Consider the following 17,132-nt stretch of genomic DNA (forward strand, 5'->3'; position numbering starts at 1 on the left):
CTGGGCGTTCATGTCGCGGCCGCGCGTTCGTGTCGCGCGCGTCGGAGCGCCGAAGCGTAGAAGCGTCGAAGGGGTCGTCATGATCTTCCACAGCGAGTACGCGGATGTCCCGGCCGTCGATCTGCCCATCCACGAGGCCGTCCTCGGCCGCGCCGCCGAGTTCGGCGACACCGTGGCCCTGGTCGACGGCACGAACGGTACGAGCACGACGTACGCCCAGCTCGACACGTACCACCGCGCCCTCGCCGCCGCCTTCACCGACGCCGGGGTGCGCAAGGGCGACGTCCTCGCCCTGCACAGCCCCAACACGGTCGTGTATCCGGCGGTGTTCTACGCCGCCACCCGTGCCGGGGCGACCGTCACCACCGCCCATCCCCTCGCCACCGCCGAGGAGTTGGCCACCCAGCTCCGCGACGCGGCCGCCCGCTGGATCGTCACCGTCGGGCCGCTCCTCGAAGTGGCCCGCCGCTCGGCGGAGTTGATCGGCGGCATCGAGGAGATCTTCGTCTGCGACCGGGCCGTCGGACACCGCTCGGTCCGCGACCTGGCGCGCTCGACGGCGCCCCAGCTCACCGTCCCCCTCGACCCCGGCGAGGACATCGCCGTCCTCCCGTACTCCTCCGGCACCACCGGCGTCCCCAAGGGCGTCATGCTCACCCACCGTTCGATCGCCACGAACCTCGCGCAGATGGAACCCGTCGTCCCCATGGGCCCCGGCGACCGCATCCTCGCGGTACTCCCGTTTTTCCACATATACGGCCTCACCGCATTGATGAACGCGCCCCTGCGCGGCGGCGCGACCGTCGTCGTCCTGCCCCGCTTCGACCTCGACCAGTTCCTCGCCGCGATCGAGAAGTACCGCATCACCGGCCTGTACGTGGCCCCGCCCATCGTGCTGGCCCTCGCCAAACACCCGGCCGTCTCGCGGTACGACCTCAGCTCGCTCCGGTACGTCCTGTGCGCGGCGGCCCCGCTCGACTCCCGCCTGGCGGCGGCCTGTTCGGCCCGGCTGAACCTCCCGCCCGTACGGCAGGCGTACGGCATGACGGAGCTGTCGCCCGGCACCCACATCGTCCCGCTGGCCGCCGCCGACCCGCCGCCCGGCGCCGTCGGCAAGCTCCTCCCCGGCACCGAGATGCGCGTCGTCCGCCTCGACGACCCGGACACGGACGTGGCCACCGGCGGCGAGGGCGAGATCCTCATCCGGGGCCCGCAGGTCATGAAGGGCTACCTCGGCCGCCCCGGCGACACCGCCGCGATGATCGACGCCGACGGGTGGGTGCACACCGGGGACATCGGCCGGGCCGACGCCGACGGCTGGCTGTTCGTCGTGGACCGTGTCAAGGAACTCATCAAGTACAAGGGCTTCCAGGTCGCCCCCGCCGAACTCGAAGCGCTGCTCCTCACCCACGACGCGATCGCGGACGCGGCGGTGATCGGTGTGTACGACGCGGACGGCAACGAGGTCCCGAAGGCCTACATTGTCCGTCGACCCGGTGCGGAGACGCTCGGCGCGGACGCCGTCATGACGTTTGTCGCCGAACGCGTCGCTCCGTACAAGAAGATCCGCCGGGTCGAGTTCATCGGAGGTGTGCCCCGCGCCGCCTCCGGCAAGATCCTCAGGCGCCAACTGAGGGACCGCGAGAGGGAGATCACCACGTGACGGACGACCTGGTCACCACCGCCCACGACCGGGGCATCACCACCCTCACCCTGGACTCGCCCGCGAACCGCAACGCCCTGTCGGCGCGGCTCGTCGACGCGCTCCGCGCCGCGCTCGACGGCTGCGCCGCGGACCCCGCCGTACGGGCCGTGCTGCTCGCCCACACCGGCACCACCTTCAGCGCGGGCGCCGACCTCAAGGAACCGGCCAGCCCCTACACCTTCGTCTCCCTGATGCGGCAGATCGTGGAGCTGCCCAAACCCGTCGTCGCGCGGGTCACCGGCAAAGTCAGGGCGGGCGGTCTGGGGCTGCTCGGCGCCTGCGACCTCGCCTTCGCCGACTGTACGGCCGCGGACTTCGCGTTCACCGAGGTACGGATCGGCGTCGCGCCCGCCGTGATCTCGCTGCCGCTCCTGCCCCGGCTCGCGCCCCGGGCGGCGGCCCGCTACTACCTCACCGGTGAACGGTTCGACGCGGCGGCGGCGGTCGCGGCGGGGATCCTCACCGAGGCGGCCCACGACGTGGACGCGGCGCTCGCGCCCGTACTCGACGGGCTGCGCAGGGCGTCCCCGCAGGGCCTCGCGGAAGCGAAGAAGCTCCTGACGGCGGACGTGCTGCGGGCGTTCGACGACCACGCCGAGGATCTCGTCCAGCGCTCGGCCTCGCTCTTCGTGTCGGCGGAGGCCCGTGAGGGCGTCGCCGCGTTCCTGGAACGGCGGGACGCGGCATGGGTGCGGTAGCCGCCCCGAAGCAGGACCGCAGCCGGGCGACCCGGCTGCGGCTCCTGGAGGCGGCCGTGTCCTGCCTGGCCGAACACGGCTGGGCGGGCTCCACGGTCTCCGTCGTCGCCGAGCGCGCCGGGGTCTCCCGGGGCGCCGCGCAGCACCACTTCCCCACCCGCGAGGACCTGTTCACGGCCGCGGTCGAGTACGTGGCGGAGGAACGCTCCACCGCCCTGCGCGCCCTCGTCCCGGCCGGCCGGGCCCACCGCAGGCAGGCGGTGGAGGGGATCGTGGCGCTCTACACGGGCCCGCTGTTCCGCGCCGCCCTCCACCTCTGGGTCGCGGCCTCCGACGAGGAACAACTCCGCCCCCGCGTCACCGAACTGGAAGCCCGGGTAGGCCGCGAGGCCCACCGCAGCGCGGTCGCCCTCCTGGGCGCGGACGAGTCGGTACCGGGTGTACGCGAAACGGTCCAGGGCCTCCTGGACATGGCCCGGGGCCTGGGCCTGGCGACACTCCTGACGGACGACACCCCGCGCCGCACGCGGGTGGTGGCGCAGTGGTCGCACATCCTGGACGGGGTGCTGGGCGGCCCGGGGAGCGGGCCGGGAGACGGGGCGGGAGGGGGGTCGGGTGGTGGGTCGCGTGGCGGACCGGCCTGAACGCCGCCCCGCCACCCGACCCCCGCCACTCGCCCCCACCCCGTCCCCGCGACCCGGTCACGCGCCTCAGAGGCCGCCGAAGCCCTCGATCTCCTCGACCGTCCGCGTCCCAGGGCCCACATAGCGGGCCGACGGCCGCACCAGGCGGCCCGTGCGCTTCTGTTCCAGGATGTGGGCCGACCAGCCCGCCGTACGGGCACACGTGAACATCGACGTGAACATGTGGGCCGGGACCTCCGCGAAGTCCAGCACGATCGCCGCCCAGAACTCCACGTTGGTCGCCAGCACCCGGTCCGGCCTGCGCGCGTGCAGTTCCTCCAGCGCCGCCTTCTCCAGCGCCTCCGCCACCTCGTAGCGCGGCGCGTCCAGTTCGCGGGCCGTACGGCGCAGGACGCGGGCCCTCGGGTCCTCCGCCCGGTAGACGCGGTGGCCGAAGCCCATCAGCCGGTCGCCCTTGTCCAGCGCCTGCTTCACGTACGCCGACGCGTCGCCCGTACGCTCGATCTCCTCGATCATGCCGAGCACCCGCGACGGGGCGCCGCCGTGCAGCGGCCCCGACATCGCGCCCACCGCGCCCGACAGCGCCGCGGCGACGTCCGCGCCGGTCGAGGCGATGACCCGGGCGGTGAACGTCGAGGCGTTCATGCCGTGCTCCGCCGCCGACGTCCAGTACGCGTCGACCGCCTTCACGTGCTTGGGGTCGGGCTCCCCGCGCCAGCGGATCATGAAGCGCTCCACGACGCTCCCCGCCTTGTCGATCTCCCGCTGCGGCACCATCGGCACGCCCTGACCGCGCGCCGACTGGGCCACGTACGACAGGGCCATCACGGCGGCCCGCGCCAGGTCGTCACGGGCCGTGGCCTCGTCGATGTCGAGGAGCGGTTTGAGCCCCCAGACGGGCGCGAGCATGGCCAGCGCGGACTGTACGTCCACCCGGATGTCACCGGAGTGGACCGGGATCGGGAAGGGCTCGGCGGCCGGCAGACCCGGGTCGAAGGCCCCGTCGACCAGCAGTCCCCAGACGTTGCCGAAGGACACCTGCCCCACCAGGTCCTCGATGTCGACGCCCCGGTAGCGGAGCGATCCGCCCTCCTTGTCCGGTTCGGCGATCTCCGTCTCGAAAGCGACGACTCCTTCGAGTCCGGGTACGAAGTCGGACATCAGGCGGCTCCTCATGATGTGTGCGACGGGTGGTACCGGTCCGGTCACCCCGGTGATGCCCCGAACGGCGAATGGTCACCCACCGTCGGGAAGGCGGGAACGGCGGCTTCCGATGTGGGAAGGCGACAGTGCCCCGCCCCTGGATTTTGGCGGGTTCCTCCGATGCGGGGAAGCGTGATATCCGGCACAGTGCCCGATTTCATCCGGGGAGGATTGGTGGCACTCCGTGCCGGGAAGACTCGCCCCTGCGGCAAGATGAGGCACGTGCCTGACTCCCTGCCTTCAGAGTTGCCTTCCGACGTGCCGTCCGACGTGTCTTCGGACCGGCCTTCGGACCGGCCTTCGGACCGGCCTTCGGACCAGCCGTCCGAGGCCCCGGATCCCGCCGTCATGCGCGAGCGGTACCGCAGCATGCCGCTGCTGGGGACGGACCTCGCCCCCGCGCCCATGGACCAGTTCACCCGCTGGTTCACGGACGCCGTGTCCGGCGGTCTGCACGAGCCGAACGCCATGATCGTGTCCACGGCCACCCGGGACGGCCGCCCGTCCTCCCGCACCGTGCTCCTCAAGGCGTACGACACCCGGGGCTTCGTCTTCTACACGAACTACACGTCCCGCAAGGGCCGGGAGATCGGGGCGAACCCGTACGTCTCGCTGCTCTTCCCCTGGCACCCGCTGGCCCGCCAGGTCATCGTGACCGGCCGGGCGGACCGGGTCGGCCGCGACGAGACGGCCGCGTACTTCCGCACCCGCCCCCACGGCTCGCAGCTGGGCGCGTGGGCCAGCGACCAGTCCAGCCCGATCGGGACGCGGGAGGAGCTGCTGGCCCGGTACGAGGACCTGGCGGCGCGCTATCCGGAGGGCGAGCAGGTGCCGGTGCCGCCGGGGTGGGGCGGGTTCCGGGTCGTCCCCGAGACGGTCGAGTTCTGGCAGGGGCACGAGAACCGGCTGCACGACCGGCTGCGGTACGTGAGCGAGGGGAAGGACTGGCGGGTGGAGCGGCTCTGCCCGTAAGGCCTTCCGCGACCTTCTGCCGTACGGCGGGAAAGAGGCCCGCGCACGCAGACGACCCGCAAGCCGTGGTCCCTCCGAGGAGGGAGCCGGCCGGACATACCGGCGGCTTGCGGGTCGGGTGACTGCTTGGGATTTCGGCCGGCGACCGGCCGAGCACTTCAAGAGTGCGACTGGCAGGCCGTTAGCCCGCAGCCACCTCACTTGTCCGGACTGAAATCATGTTCCGGATCACCTCCTTTCGGTGTGGATGCAACGTTAGGCGCCTCTCCGGGCATGCTCAAGTGAATTTTGAAGGCCACCGAGATTTGTTGGACGAGGCGATTTCGGGGAACGATGTGTGTGCTGAGTCACGTTCAAGTTGAATGATCGGACGTGCGACAGCACCGGCGGAGACGTCCTGCCAGGGGGTGCCAGGATGAGTGCTTCTCGAAGTGGGACCACCAGCGCGCCCGGGCCGGACGAGCCGGGTTCCGCGCCCGGCTCCGGCCCCGGTGCCGGAGCCGTACCGGAAACGGAACCGGAACCGGCGCGCGACGGTCCGGGCTCCGACCTGCTCGCGGCCCTGCTCGACGGCATGGACGCCGCGCTCTGCGCCTTCGACGCGGGCGGCGTGATCACGCACTGGAACCGCGAGGCGGAGCGGGTCCTCGGCTGGTCGGCCGCGGAGGCCGTCGGCCGGCACGGCTTCGCGGGCTGGGCGGTGCGGACGGCCGACGCCGGCGAGGTGCAGGGCAGGCTGATGGCCGCGATGGACGCGCCGGGCCGCCAGGTCCACGAGTTCGCGCTGCTGCGCAAGGACGGCGGCCGGGTGCTCGTACGGACCCAGTCGGCCGGGGTGCGCGCCGCGGACGGCAAGCCCGCGGGGGTGTACTGCGCGTTCAGCGAGGTCCACGCGCAGATCGATCTGGAACGGTCCATAGCACTCAGCGAGGCCCTCTTCGACGAGGCCTCCTGGGGTGTGGTCCTCCTCGACGTCGACCTGCGGCCGACCGTCGTCAACGCGCACGCGGCGCGGGCGCTCGGTTCCGGGCGTACGTCCGTGCTCGGCCGGCCCCTCGGCGAGCTGATCACCCAGGGCGTCGAGGAGGTCGAGGGCGCGCTCCACCACGTCCTGGCCGAGGGCGCGCCCCGCGACCTGGTCGAGCTGTGGGTCACGGTCCGTACGGCGGAGGGCGGCCGGCGGCGCCGGTGCTGGCGCAGCGGGTTCCTGCGGCTGGCGTCCCCGCTGGCGGAGGAGCCGGTGCCGCTGGGCGTGAGCTGGATGTTCCAGGACATCACGGAGACGAAGCTGGCGGCGCAGGACGCGGACCGGCTGCGGTTCCGCTCCAGTCAGCTGCACCGGGCCGCGCGGGCGGCGTCGGAGTGCGAGGACCCGGCGGAGGCGGCGACGGTCCATCTGGACTTCGCGCTGGCGGGCTTCGCGGACCACGCGCTGCTCGACCTGGTGGTCGAGGGGGACCGCCCGGCGGCGTTTGTCGCCTCGGCGACGGACGCGCCGGTACGGCTGGTCCGGGCGGCGGCGACGCCTTCCGGCGGGGGTGTGGGGCCGGGCATGCCGCTGGTCACGGGCGGGATTCCGGTGCGGTACGGGGACGGGCACCCGGCGCTCCAGGCGATGGACCGGATCGGTTCGGTCCGGGCGAGCGCGCCGGGCGGCGCCGCCGCACCGCCCACGTGGGCGGTGTCGCGGCAGTGGCCGCCGGACACGGTGCACGCGCTGTGCACGGTGCTGAGGAGCCGGGGGAGGTCGCTGGGCGTGGTGACGTTCCTGCGGAGCGCGAGCCGCCCGGCGTTCGAACGCCCCGACGCGGTGTACGCGGAGGACGTGACGCTCCGGGTGGCGGCCTCCCTGGACCTCGCACGAGAGCTACGCGAGTAGCGCGCGGGCCGAAGACCGCCGGACGGGCCGACAGGGCCCGTCCGGCGGTCGGGGAACGGTGTGTCGGGAGGGGCGGGGGCGTCAGGCCGTCAAGCTGTCAGCCCGTCAGGCCGTCAGCCCGAGCCCGTCGTCCTCTCGTCCACGCCCCGGGCCCGTGGCACCGCCGCCGCCGGGGGCAGCAGCCGTACGGGCTCCGTCTCCGCGTCGTTGTGCCGCAGGGCCCAGTTCTCCAGCGCGATGCGGCACGCGTGGTCGAGGTGGCGCAGACCCATCAGGTCCAGCTCGATGGGACGGTCCTTCGGGAGGTCCTCCAACTCCTCCATTATCCGCGGCAGTCGCAGGAACGTGGCGTTGCCGGTGACCGACACCACCAGCCGGCCGCCGGTCAGCTCCCGTACGTCGACGTGCAGGTGGGAGATCTCCCACGCCGTCTTCACCACCGCGAGGAGCAGTCCGAGGACCACTCCCTCGAAGAGGTTGGTGACGAGGATCGCCACCGCCGTGATCGCGAGGACCACGGCCTCGCCCCGGTGCTCGCGCCACAGCGGCACCAGGTCCTTCACCGGGACGAGCTTGCAGCCGGCGTACACCAGCACACCCGCCAGCGAGGCGAGCGGGATGACACCGATGGCGGCCGGGAGCAGCGCCGCGAACAGCAGCAGCCACAGGCCGTGCAGGATGCGGGAGAGCGAAGTCCGCGCCCCTGCCTGGACGTTGGCGGCGCTGCGGACGATGACGGCGGTCATGGGCAGCGCGCCGAGCGCCCCGCAGACCGTGTTCCCCACGCCCTGCGCCATGAGTTCCTTGTTGTAGTTCGTACGCGGCCCGTCGTGCATCCGGTCGACGGCGGCGGCGCTGAACAGGCTCTCGGCGGAGGCGATCAGGGTGAAGGCGAGCAGGGTGCCGATACCCGCGACCCCGGCGAGCACGCCGAAGTCGCCGAGGCCCGGCGGCTGGACGGAGGCCAGCAGCCCCCGTACCTCCACCTTGGCGAGCGGCAGGTCGAACACGATCGTCACCCCGGTGGCCAGCGCGACGGCCGCCAGGGGACCCGGGACGGCCCGCACGCGGTCCGGGAAGCGGGGCCAGAGCACCAGGACGGCGACCGTCCCCGCGCCGACGAGGAACGCGGTGAGCGTCGTACCGTCGGTGACGATGTCCCAGGCCAGGCCGGGCAGCCCGGCGAGTTTGCCGAGGCCGCCGGACGGCTGCGCGGTGTCCGCCATGGCGTACACCTGTCCGAGGATGAGGACGAGGCCGATGCCCGCGAGCATCCCCTGGACGACGGCGACCGAGATGGCCCGGAACCAGCGGCCGAACCCGAGCGCGCCCAGGGCCAGTTGGAGCAGGCCGGAGACGAGCACGATGGCACCGAGCGCGCCGGTGCCGAACTCCTTCACGGCTTCGTACACGAGCACGGTCAGGCCGGCGGCCGGGCCGCTGACCTGGAGTGAGCTCCCCGGCAGGAAGCCGACGACGAGCCCGCCGACGATACCGGTGACCAGGCCCAGTTCGGCCGGGACCCCGGAGGCGACGGCGACGCCGACACACAGGGGGAGAGCGACGAGAAAGACGACGAGGGACGCGAGAATGTCGCGCCTCAGGACCCGGGGGTCCTTCAACAGCGTGAGCATGACGAGGGTTCCTAGCTGTGCGGTCCGAGAGCGGACGAGTGGTGGGGAAGGCGCCGTGCGGGCGGTGTCGCCGTCACAGCGGTCTGAACTCCCCGCCCAGGTCGGGCCGGTGGGCGCTGATCGCGCCGGTGTCCACTTCGTAGTACCAGGCGTGCAGGGCGAGCGTGCCCTCGGTGATCCGCTCCCGCACGGAGGGATAGCCGCGGAGGGTGTCGAGCTGGGCCGCCGCGTGGTGGCGGACGGCGTGGGCCAGGCCCTGGCCGGCCGGCAGTGAGGGCACTCCGTGGTCGAGCCAGCCTCTGACGGCGGGCAGGGCGGAGAGGTCGTCGCCGCGCACCAGGGCGCCGACCGCCCCGCAGTGGGAGTGCCCGCAGACGACGATGTCGCGGATGCCGAGCACACGCAGCGCGTATTCGATGGTCGCGGTCTCGCCGCTGGGGCGCCGTTCGTCGTAGCGGGGGACGATGTTGCCCGCCGTACGGAGCTCGAAGAGCTCGCCGGGACGGGCGCCGGTGATCAGGGACGGAATCACCCGTGAGTCCGAGCAGGTGATGAAGAGTGCCTGCGGGGTCTGCCCCGCGGCGAGTTCTCGGAATTCCTCGGGACGCTCCGCCACCTGGACGGAGAAGGAACGGGCGTGGTCGATGAGTGACTTCATGATGGCCTGCCTCCTGCAACCCTCGGTCTGGCCGGGGCGCGGTGTGGTCGGGTCAGTGGGGGGTGTGGAAAGGGTGGAGCGGGTGGACGTCCTGGGCGGCCTGTGGCCGCTGCTCCCGCCGGGTCGCGGCGGGGAGGAGGCCGGTGGAGCGGCCGCCGTGGGGTCGTCCGGGAAGCCGGGTCAGGCCGAAACGGTCCGGCGTCTGACGGCGGGCACGCGGTCGGGTCGGGATCTCACAGCTCGCCCTTTCCGTGGTGCCGCCGTCCGCCTGGGATTTCCCCGGCGCGGATCGGTCTTCCTGGGTTCTTCTTCCGGATTCCGTACGGCAAACGGCACGATGGTGTGCGCCGTCGGGCCGACAGCTCTGATGATGCAACACCTGAGCTTCCTCTACTTTGCCCGAGCATTACCTTCGCGTGAAAGATCAAAATTTCGCCAAGCGGCGCGCGGGTGACGCAAAGTAGTGTTTTCACGTAAAACGAACGGCCGGGGTCCCCTGGAGCGATTCCCAGGGACCCCGGCCGTGTCTTCCCGTACCGCCGGTGTCGTCAGTGGCGGTAGAAGATCCGGTCGCGGTACTCGGTCATCACCCGTACGTTCCACTCGGGCCCGCCGTCCACATTGCCCGATCGCAGCAGCGGAGGCTCGGTGCCGCGCTCGACGAGTTCGCCGGCCGCCGCCGCCATCATCGCCTGCATCAGGGCGCTGGTGACGACCGTCGACGCCGGTGCGAAGGGTGCCTCGATGCCGTCGGCGGTCAGTTCCGCGTCCCCGACGGCGATCCCGTTGTCGAGGACGATGTCGCAGTGGTCCTTGAGGAAGCCGCCGAGGGAGTTGCGGGACTCGGTGCTGCTCGCGTACGCCACCGACGTGACGCCGATGACGGTCAGGCCGAGCGCACGCGCGTGCGACGCCATCTCGACGGGCAGGATGTTCCGCCCGGAGAGGGAGATGACCACCAGGACGTCCCCGGCGGTGGCCGGGCTCGCGTCGAGCACGGTCGTCGCCAGGCCCTCCACCCGCTCCAGCGCCGAGCCGAGTGTGGCAGGCATGACGTCGACGCCCACGACACCGGGCACGGCCAGCAGGTTCATCAGGGCGAAGCCGCCCGCGCGGTAGACGACGTCCTGCGCGGCGAGCGAGGAGTGCCCGGCACCGAAGGCGAACAGCCGGCCCCCGGCCGCGACGGTGTCGGCGATCGCCCGCCCGGCCGCGGCGATGTTCGCGGACTCCGTGTCCCGTACGCGCTGGAGCAGGCCGATCGCGGCGTCGAAGAACTGATCGGCCAGCTTGCTCTCGCTCATGGGGGAGCCCTTCCAGGGGTGGGGCGGGAGGTGGGGGAATGCCGGTGCCGCGGATCACGTTGAGGTCTGGACCATTGCTCTGTCAATACGCTTCCCGTGCGCTTCCCGCCTGTCTCCCGCCCGTCTCCCGTGCGTCTCCCGCCCGCTTTCGCGGGCCGCCGCCGCATCGGCGCCTCCGGCACGGCACGGTTGTCGGCGGTATGCGTCAGAATTGGGTCAGGGCCAGCGCACGATTATCGAGGGGCACGTATGTCCGGACTGATCGACACCACGGAGATGTATCTCCGCACCATCCTTGAGCTCGAAGAGGAAGGTGTGGTCCCGATGCGCGCCCGGATCGCCGAGCGGCTGGACCAGAGCGGGCCCACGGTGAGCCAGACCGTGGCCCGCATGGAGCGCGACGGCCTGGTCCAGGTGGCGGGCGACCGGCATCTCGAACTGACGGAGGAAGGGCGCAGGCTGGCGATCCGCGTCATGCGCAAGCACCGGCTCGCGGAGTGCCTCCTGGTCGACGTGATCGGCCTGGAGTGGGAGCAGGTGCACGCGGAGGCGTGTCGCTGGGAGCACGTGATGAGCGAGGCGGTGGAGCGGCGCGTCCTGGAGCTGCTGCGCCACCCGACGGAGTCGCCGTACGGCAATCCGATCCCGGGTCTGGAGGAGCTGGGCGAGAAGGCGGAGGCCGACCCGTTCCTCGACGCGGGCATGGTGAGCCTGGCGGAGCTGGATCCGGGCGCGGAGGGCAAGACGGTGGTGGTGCGGCGGATCGGCGAGCCGATCCAGACCGACGCCCAGCTGATGTACACGCTGCGGCGGGCCGGGGTGCAGCCCGGGTCCGTGGTGAGCGTGACGGAGTCCCCCGGCGGGGTGCTGGTCGGGAGCAGCGGCGAGGCGGCGGAGCTGGACGCGGAGGTGGCGTCGCACGTGTTCGTGGCCAAGCGCTGAGCGCTTGGCGCGTTGGGGTGTGCGGGGGCGCGCGTCATTGTCCTGAGCGCCGAGGGCGCGTGCCGGGCTGTCCGCCGGGGCATATGTCAGGCAGACCTCGGGGAGGGAGCGGTGATGTGGGGGTACGGACACGGGTACGCCGCGTCGCCCTCCGGTGACGCCCCGTGCGCTGGGCGCGCGCCGCACTCCCCTTCCCCCCTCCCTTTGCCCCTCTCCTCCGTACGGAGAGGGCTCCGGCGCCTCATGGCACCGGAGCCCTTCCTCCCCCGCGCCGACCCGGAGCCCCGAGCTCCCAGGGTCGGCGCTTTCGGACCCTCATCCCCGAGTGGTCCGCCTCCCGGAGAACATCTCCCCTCGGGTGCGACCGGCAATCCCCGAGCGGGGTCACTCGAACGAGCGGTGTTGTAGACCAGAACGGCGTTTTCGAATGGGAGTTCGATAGTCTGGCGGGGTCGGACTCGACCACTCAGGACCGAAGGGGGTGCCAGGACGCATGGTTCAGCGCATCGATGTGACCGGAGCCGAGGGGGTACGCCTCGCCGCCTGGGAGTTCGGGGAGCCGCCCAAGCGGGGCGGGGAGTCCGGCGAGCGGGAGTCCGGCGTGTTACTGCTCCACGGGCTCATGGGCCGCGCCTCGCACTGGGCCTCGACGGCCCGGTGGCTCGGCGAGCGGCACCGCGCGGTCGCGCTCGACCAGCGGGGCCACGGGCGCAGCGAGAAGCCGGCGGAGGGCCCCTTCACCCGCGAGGCGTACGTCGCCGACGCGGAGGCCGTGGTCGAACAGCTCGGGCTCGCGCCGGTCACCCTGATCGGGCACTCGATGGGCGCGCTGACGGCGTGGCAGCTCGCGGCGAAGCGGCCCGACCTGGTGCGGGCGCTGATCATCTGCGACATGCGGGCGTCGGCGCTGGGCGCGGCGTCGCAGCGGGAGTGGGAGGACTGGTTCAAGACGTGGCCGGTCCCGTTCGCGACGCTGGCGGACGTCAGGAAGTGGTTCGGCGAGGACGATCCGTGGGTGGAGCGCGCGACGCCCGCGCGGGGGGAGTTCTACGCGGAGGTGATGGCGGAGCGCGCGGACGGCTGGGGCCCGGTGTTCTCGCGCCGCCAGATGCTGACGTCGCGGGAGACGTGGGTGTACGACGCGCACTGGGAGGAGCTGGCGCAGGTCCGGTGCCCGACGCTGGTGGTGCGGGGGCTGGACGGGGAGCTGGGGCGGGCGGAGGCGCAGGAGATGGTGCGGGTGCTGCCGCGGGGTGCGTATGCGGAGGTCGCGGATGCGGGCCACCTGGTCCACTACGACCGCCCGGACGCGTGGCGCGCGGCGATCGAGCCTTTCCTGGACGAGGTCCTCGCGCCGTAGCGCCCTTGGCCTGGCGGCCGTGCTTTTGTCCTCAATCGCCGGACGGGCTTTGTTTGTGCGTCTGCCCGGTGCGGGTGGGTGCGGTTTACTGATTGTCCTCAATCGCCGGACGGGCTTGGTTGTGCCCGCTGCGGGCCGGTTGCGTATGCGCGGGTTGTTGCCGGGGGCCGGGCAGGGGTCGTGTCCTGCACTGCATGTTTTACGTCGCGTTCCGGACCTTGTTTGGTTCGGGTTCGCCACGCGACACAAAACACGCTCTACGTTCCGGACACGACCCCTGCCCGTCCCCCTTCCACGCCCGCGCCAAGGCAAATCAAGCCCGTCCGGCGTTTGAGGACATCCGTAAGCCGCACCCGGCACCGGGCAGAGGCCAAAATCCAGCCTGTCCGGCGTTTGAGGACATTGGTAAGCCGCGCTCGCGTACCGGGCAGAGGCCACACTCCAGCCTGTCCGGCGTTTGAGGACATTGGTAAGCCGCGCGCGCACCGGGCAGGGGCGCCATCCAGCCCGTCCGGCGTTTGAGGACGTTGGTAAGCGGCACTGTCCACCGGGCAGAGGCGGGGCTCCCCGGGCCGGCGGGGTCGTTGAGCTCTCCCTCGGCGTGAGGGGGGTGGGGTCGGAGGAGGTGCGTGTGTCCGGACGTAAAGCGTGTTTTGTGGCGCATGGCTACCGGTGAACTGGACGAGTTCCTGAGGCGCCGTAAAACATGCAGTCCGGACATACGTACCTCCGGAGGCCCCGGCCCCCGTCACCACGGCAAACCCAGCCCGTCCGGCGATTGAGGACAATCAGTAAGCGCAACGGACACCGGGCAGAGGCCACAACCAAGCGCAGCCAGCGTCAACCCTTACTTACCGCCGACAGGATCTCCGGCAGACGCCGAGACGTCTGGGGCGCCGCCACACGGAGCCCCGCCTCGGCCACGAGGCACCCGTACGCCACCCCCAGCGGCAGCAAGACCCACCCGGCATCGAGCCAAAACGTCACGGCCACCACAGGCGCACACACCGCTCCCGCCACCACCACACCCCCCAGCATCGACAGCCACGCCAGCCCCGCCTGGCCCGGCGCCACGTTCTTGTAGCCGCTGTCCTGCGGAATGGAGTACGCCAGGCGCGCGGAAGAAACCGCGCCCGTCGCCAGCAGCGCGCCCAGTGCGGCGAAGGAGAGGCCGAGCGCTTCGGGCAGCGCGCCCCAGTCGCCCAGGACCGCGGCCGTCAGTACGACCACCAGGAGCGAGTACGGCACCGAGACCAGGAGCAACGCCAGCGCCCGCGCCCGCAGTTCGAGGTACGCGTCGCGCGGGGAGGAGATCGTCAGGGCCACCATCCAGAACGCGGAGGTGTCCTGCCCGAACTGGTTGCTCATCTGCACCCCGATCATCCCCACCGCGAACAGCGACAGATAGATCGACCCGCTCCCCTGCACCGCGTTGAGCAGCGGCACGATCAGACCCACCGCCAGCGACGTCACCCAGCCCGCCTTCGTCTTCGGGTCCCGCCACGCGTACCGCAGGCTGCGTACGACCACCGCGCCGGTACGCCCCTCCGGCAGCCGGAGCGAGGACGGCAAGGACAGGAGGGACCGCGAACCCTTCCGCGTCGGCTCCGCCGCCGACAGCGTGGAGCCGTCCGGCGCCGTCATCAGCTTCACCAGCGACCGCTGCCAGGCGTAGAGGAGTGCGCCCAAGGCGGCGACGGACAAGAGGAGTTGGAGCGCCGCGCTTCCGTACGCGCCCTCACTCGCCGAGTCCACCGCCCCCAGCGCCGACGCCGGCGGCAGCCACCGTACGACGTCCGCCGCCGGCGTCAGCTCCGCGAGGCCGCCCGCGTCGCCGAGCCGCTGGACCCCGAAGCTGACGAACTGCGCGCCGACCGCGATCACCAGCCCGCTCAGGACCGCGAGGTCACGGCCCTTGCGCGAGGTCAGCAGCCGGATGTTCGCCGCCGCGACCGCCCGCGCCAGCGCCACGTACACGAGCAGCGCCAGGGGTACGGCGACCACCGCCGCGGCCACCCCCGCCGCGCCCCGCGCCGACGCCACCGCCGAGCCGACCAGCAGGCAGAGCGCGAACAGCGGCCCGATCCCCACCAGCGACGCCACGAGCAGCGCGCCGATCAGCGGGCGCGGGCGCAGCGGCAGCATCACCAGCTTGGTCGGGTCGAGGGTCTCGTCGCCGCCGGGGAAGAACAGCGGCATCACCGCCCAGCCCACCGCCAGTACGGCGGCCAACAGCACGGTCACGGTGGCCGCGTGGGCGTTCCCGCGCAGCAGGACGAGGCCGAGGAGCTGAAGCGCCGCGAAGAGCAGGGTGATGACGAGCGAGGTGATATACACGGCCTTGCGGCCGGACGACTGCCGTAGCCCGTTGCGCAGGAGCGAGAGCTTCAGCCGTACGAAGAGCGGGGTCAGCGCGGCCGTGTTCACCGGGCCCCGCCCAGCCAGTCAAGGGTCTCCCCGGTCCCGCGCCCGTGCGCGCCGACCAGTTCGAGGAAGGCGCTCTGGAGGGACGGCGCGCCGCCCCGTACCTCCGCGAGCGTCCCCTGCGCGCGGATGCGGCCGCCCGCCATGACGGCGACCCAGTCGCACAGCGACTCGACGAGTTCCATCACATGGCTGGAGAAGACGACGGTCGCGCCCGACTCGGTGTAGCGCTCCAGCACGGTCCGCACGGTCTGCGCGGAGACGGGGTCGACGCCCTCGAACGGCTCGTCCAGGAAGAGGACTTCGGGGTTGTGCAGGAGCGCGGCGGCGAGCCCGATCTTCTTCCGCATGCCCGTCGAGTAGTCCACGACGAGCTTGTGCTGCGCGCCCGCCAGGTCCAGTACGTCGAGGAGCTGGGTGGCCCGCTGGTCGACCTCGGCGCCGGGCAGCCCCCGCAGCCGCCCGGTGTAGCCGAGGAGTTCACGCCCGGAGAGCCGTTCGAAGAGCCGCAGGCCCTCGGGCAGCACCCCGATGCGGGCCTTGACCGCCACCGGGTCGCCCCACACGTCGTGCCCGGCGACCCGTACCCGTCCCTGGTCGGGCCGGAGCAGGCCGGTCACCATGGAGAGGGTGGTGGTCTTGCCCGCGCCGTTCGGCCCGACCAGTCCGACGAACCTGCCCGCCGGCAGGGCGAGATCGATGCCCGCGACGGCGATCTGCTCGCCGAAGCGCTTCCACAGTCCCTCGACCTGGACGGCCGGCGGGGCCGTTTCCGTGGCGGGCGGGGCCGTCCCCACGACGGGCGGAGCTGTTCCTATGTCCACCGGGGGGCCCGCTGTCGCGGACGTCCTGCCCGGTCCGTGCTGTTCTTCCGGCATGGAGCACTACCTCTCGGTCTCCCCGCGCCGGTTCCCGTACCGACCGGGACGACCACCCTACGTACGCCCGTCGGCTGTGTCTGCCCGGGCGTGATCAGCTCTTTCGCGCCCGTTCCGCCGCCGCGTCCCGTCCGCACGCGTACGCCAGCGGGCTGATCAGCTCGTCGGCGTCCGGCAGCCAGCGGTTGGCCGGGGTGGGGCGGCGGGCCCACTGCACCGCCCCGTGGCCGCCGAGGCGGGTCGGCGGCGCCGCCACGTACTCCCCCTCGCCGTGCGTGACCAGGTCGATCGCGGCGGGCACCCAACCCAGCGCCGTCACGAGGCCGTCCACCTTGAGGGCCGCGCCCGGCAGGACGAAGAACAGCAGCCGCCGGTCCGGGGTCCAGGTCACGGGACCGAGCGTCAGGCGCATCCGCTCCATCCTGGCGAGCGCCAGGAATCCCGCCGACTCCGGTACGTCCAGAGCGTCGAAGGTACGTCCCGTCGGCAGCAGGACCGCGGCCCGGGGCCGCTCCGACCACAGCCGACGCGCCGCGGGCGCACTGCCCGTGGCCTGCTGCGCCCAGTCGGCGCCCGTCGCGTGCGCCCCCGGCGAGGCACAGGCCGGGTCGCCGCACGAGCAACGCTCCGTGCCCGCCACCGCCTCCAGCCAGGTGCCGGGGAACACGTCCCAGTGCCGTTCTTCCGTGTACCGCACCGCGCAGTCCAGCGGCAGTTCGCCACGCTGATGAGGGATCTGTGCCGCGCCCGTGACGCCGAGGGTCTCTTCCACGCAGAGCACAACTCCCGCCGTCACCTCCGGTTACGGGCGTACCGCGCGCCGACCCGCAT

14 protein-coding genes are annotated in these 17,132 nt (G+C 72.3%); 7 read left to right on the forward strand and 7 right to left on the reverse strand.

Annotated elements, in window-relative coordinates; genetic code table 11:
- The first annotated feature begins 79 nt into the window (after positions 1-79).
- From OG349_RS21120 to OG349_RS21130, 3 genes are read left to right on the forward strand one after another with little or no spacing between them, the layout of a single operon-like run.
- Complete coding sequence (locus OG349_RS21120; protein ID WP_327236087.1) at positions 80-1,663, forward strand: 4-coumarate--CoA ligase family protein; 1,584 nt, start codon at positions 80-82, stop codon at positions 1,661-1,663.
- The gene (locus tag OG349_RS21125; protein WP_327236088.1) at positions 1,660-2,403 is read left to right on the forward strand and encodes an enoyl-CoA hydratase family protein; all 744 of its coding nucleotides are present in this window, start codon (positions 1,660-1,662) and stop codon (positions 2,401-2,403) included. The genes OG349_RS21120 and OG349_RS21125 overlap by 4 nt, the downstream gene beginning before the upstream one ends.
- Positions 2,391-3,047, forward strand: a complete 657-nt coding sequence (locus OG349_RS21130; protein ID WP_327236089.1) for a TetR/AcrR family transcriptional regulator — start codon at positions 2,391-2,393, stop codon at positions 3,045-3,047. The genes OG349_RS21125 and OG349_RS21130 overlap by 13 nt, the downstream gene beginning before the upstream one ends.
- 66 nt (positions 3,048-3,113) lie before the next feature.
- Here the strand turns inward: OG349_RS21130 and OG349_RS21135 are convergent, their stop codons facing one another.
- Positions 3,114-4,208, reverse strand: a complete 1,095-nt coding sequence (locus OG349_RS21135; protein WP_327236090.1) for a citrate synthase 2 — start codon at positions 4,206-4,208, stop codon at positions 3,114-3,116.
- A gap of 390 nt (positions 4,209-4,598) precedes the next feature.
- Here OG349_RS21135 and pdxH point away from each other — a divergent pair, with 390 nt between their 5' ends.
- Positions 4,599-5,222, forward strand: a complete 624-nt coding sequence (gene pdxH, locus OG349_RS21140; protein ID WP_327236091.1) for a pyridoxamine 5'-phosphate oxidase — start codon at positions 4,599-4,601, stop codon at positions 5,220-5,222.
- Positions 5,223-5,637: 415 nt separating this feature from the next.
- Positions 5,638-7,101, forward strand: coding sequence for a PAS domain-containing protein (locus tag OG349_RS21145; protein ID WP_327236092.1), 1,464 nt, complete (start codon positions 5,638-5,640; stop codon positions 7,099-7,101).
- Positions 7,102-7,214: 113 nt separating this feature from the next.
- Here OG349_RS21145 and OG349_RS21150 read toward each other — a convergent pair whose 3' ends face one another.
- From OG349_RS21150 to OG349_RS21160, 3 genes are all read right to left on the reverse strand, one after another.
- Positions 7,215-8,735 (reverse strand): SulP family inorganic anion transporter, encoded by a 1,521-nt coding sequence (locus OG349_RS21150; protein WP_327236093.1) that lies wholly within the window; start codon positions 8,733-8,735, stop codon positions 7,215-7,217.
- Between the two features lie 73 nt (positions 8,736-8,808).
- Positions 8,809-9,393 carry a carbonic anhydrase gene (locus OG349_RS21155; RefSeq protein ID WP_327236094.1) on the reverse strand — a complete coding sequence of 195 codons (585 nt, stop codon included), beginning with the start codon at positions 9,391-9,393 and terminating at the stop codon, positions 8,809-8,811.
- Between the two features lie 548 nt (positions 9,394-9,941).
- The gene (locus OG349_RS21160; RefSeq protein WP_327236095.1) at positions 9,942-10,697 is read right to left on the reverse strand and encodes an SIS domain-containing protein; all 756 of its coding nucleotides are present in this window, start codon (positions 10,695-10,697) and stop codon (positions 9,942-9,944) included.
- Between the two features lie 249 nt (positions 10,698-10,946).
- Between OG349_RS21160 and OG349_RS21165 the strand changes: the two genes are divergently transcribed.
- On the forward strand, positions 10,947-11,639 hold the full coding sequence (locus OG349_RS21165) for a metal-dependent transcriptional regulator (RefSeq protein WP_327236096.1): 693 nt from the start codon (positions 10,947-10,949) through the stop codon (positions 11,637-11,639).
- Positions 11,640-12,132: 493 nt separating this feature from the next.
- Positions 12,133-12,999, forward strand: a complete 867-nt coding sequence (locus tag OG349_RS21170; RefSeq protein WP_327236097.1) for an alpha/beta fold hydrolase — start codon at positions 12,133-12,135, stop codon at positions 12,997-12,999.
- Positions 13,000-13,839: 840 nt separating this feature from the next.
- Here OG349_RS21170 and OG349_RS21175 read toward each other — a convergent pair.
- From OG349_RS21175 to OG349_RS21185, 3 genes are all read right to left on the reverse strand, one after another.
- Complete coding sequence (locus tag OG349_RS21175) at positions 13,840-15,426, reverse strand: transporter (RefSeq protein WP_327236098.1); 1,587 nt, start codon at positions 15,424-15,426, stop codon at positions 13,840-13,842.
- The gene (locus tag OG349_RS21180) at positions 15,423-16,301 is read right to left on the reverse strand and encodes an ABC transporter ATP-binding protein (protein ID WP_327236099.1); all 879 of its coding nucleotides are present in this window, start codon (positions 16,299-16,301) and stop codon (positions 15,423-15,425) included. The genes OG349_RS21175 and OG349_RS21180 overlap by 4 nt, the downstream gene beginning before the upstream one ends.
- Positions 16,302-16,395: 94 nt before the next feature.
- The gene (locus tag OG349_RS21185; protein ID WP_327236100.1) at positions 16,396-17,082 is read right to left on the reverse strand and encodes a bifunctional DNA primase/polymerase; all 687 of its coding nucleotides are present in this window, start codon (positions 17,080-17,082) and stop codon (positions 16,396-16,398) included.
- Positions 17,083-17,132: the final 50 nt, after the last annotated feature.

The organism is Streptomyces sp. NBC_01317, assembly GCF_035961655.1.
Taxonomy (GTDB): domain Bacteria; phylum Actinomycetota; class Actinomycetes; order Streptomycetales; family Streptomycetaceae; genus Streptomyces.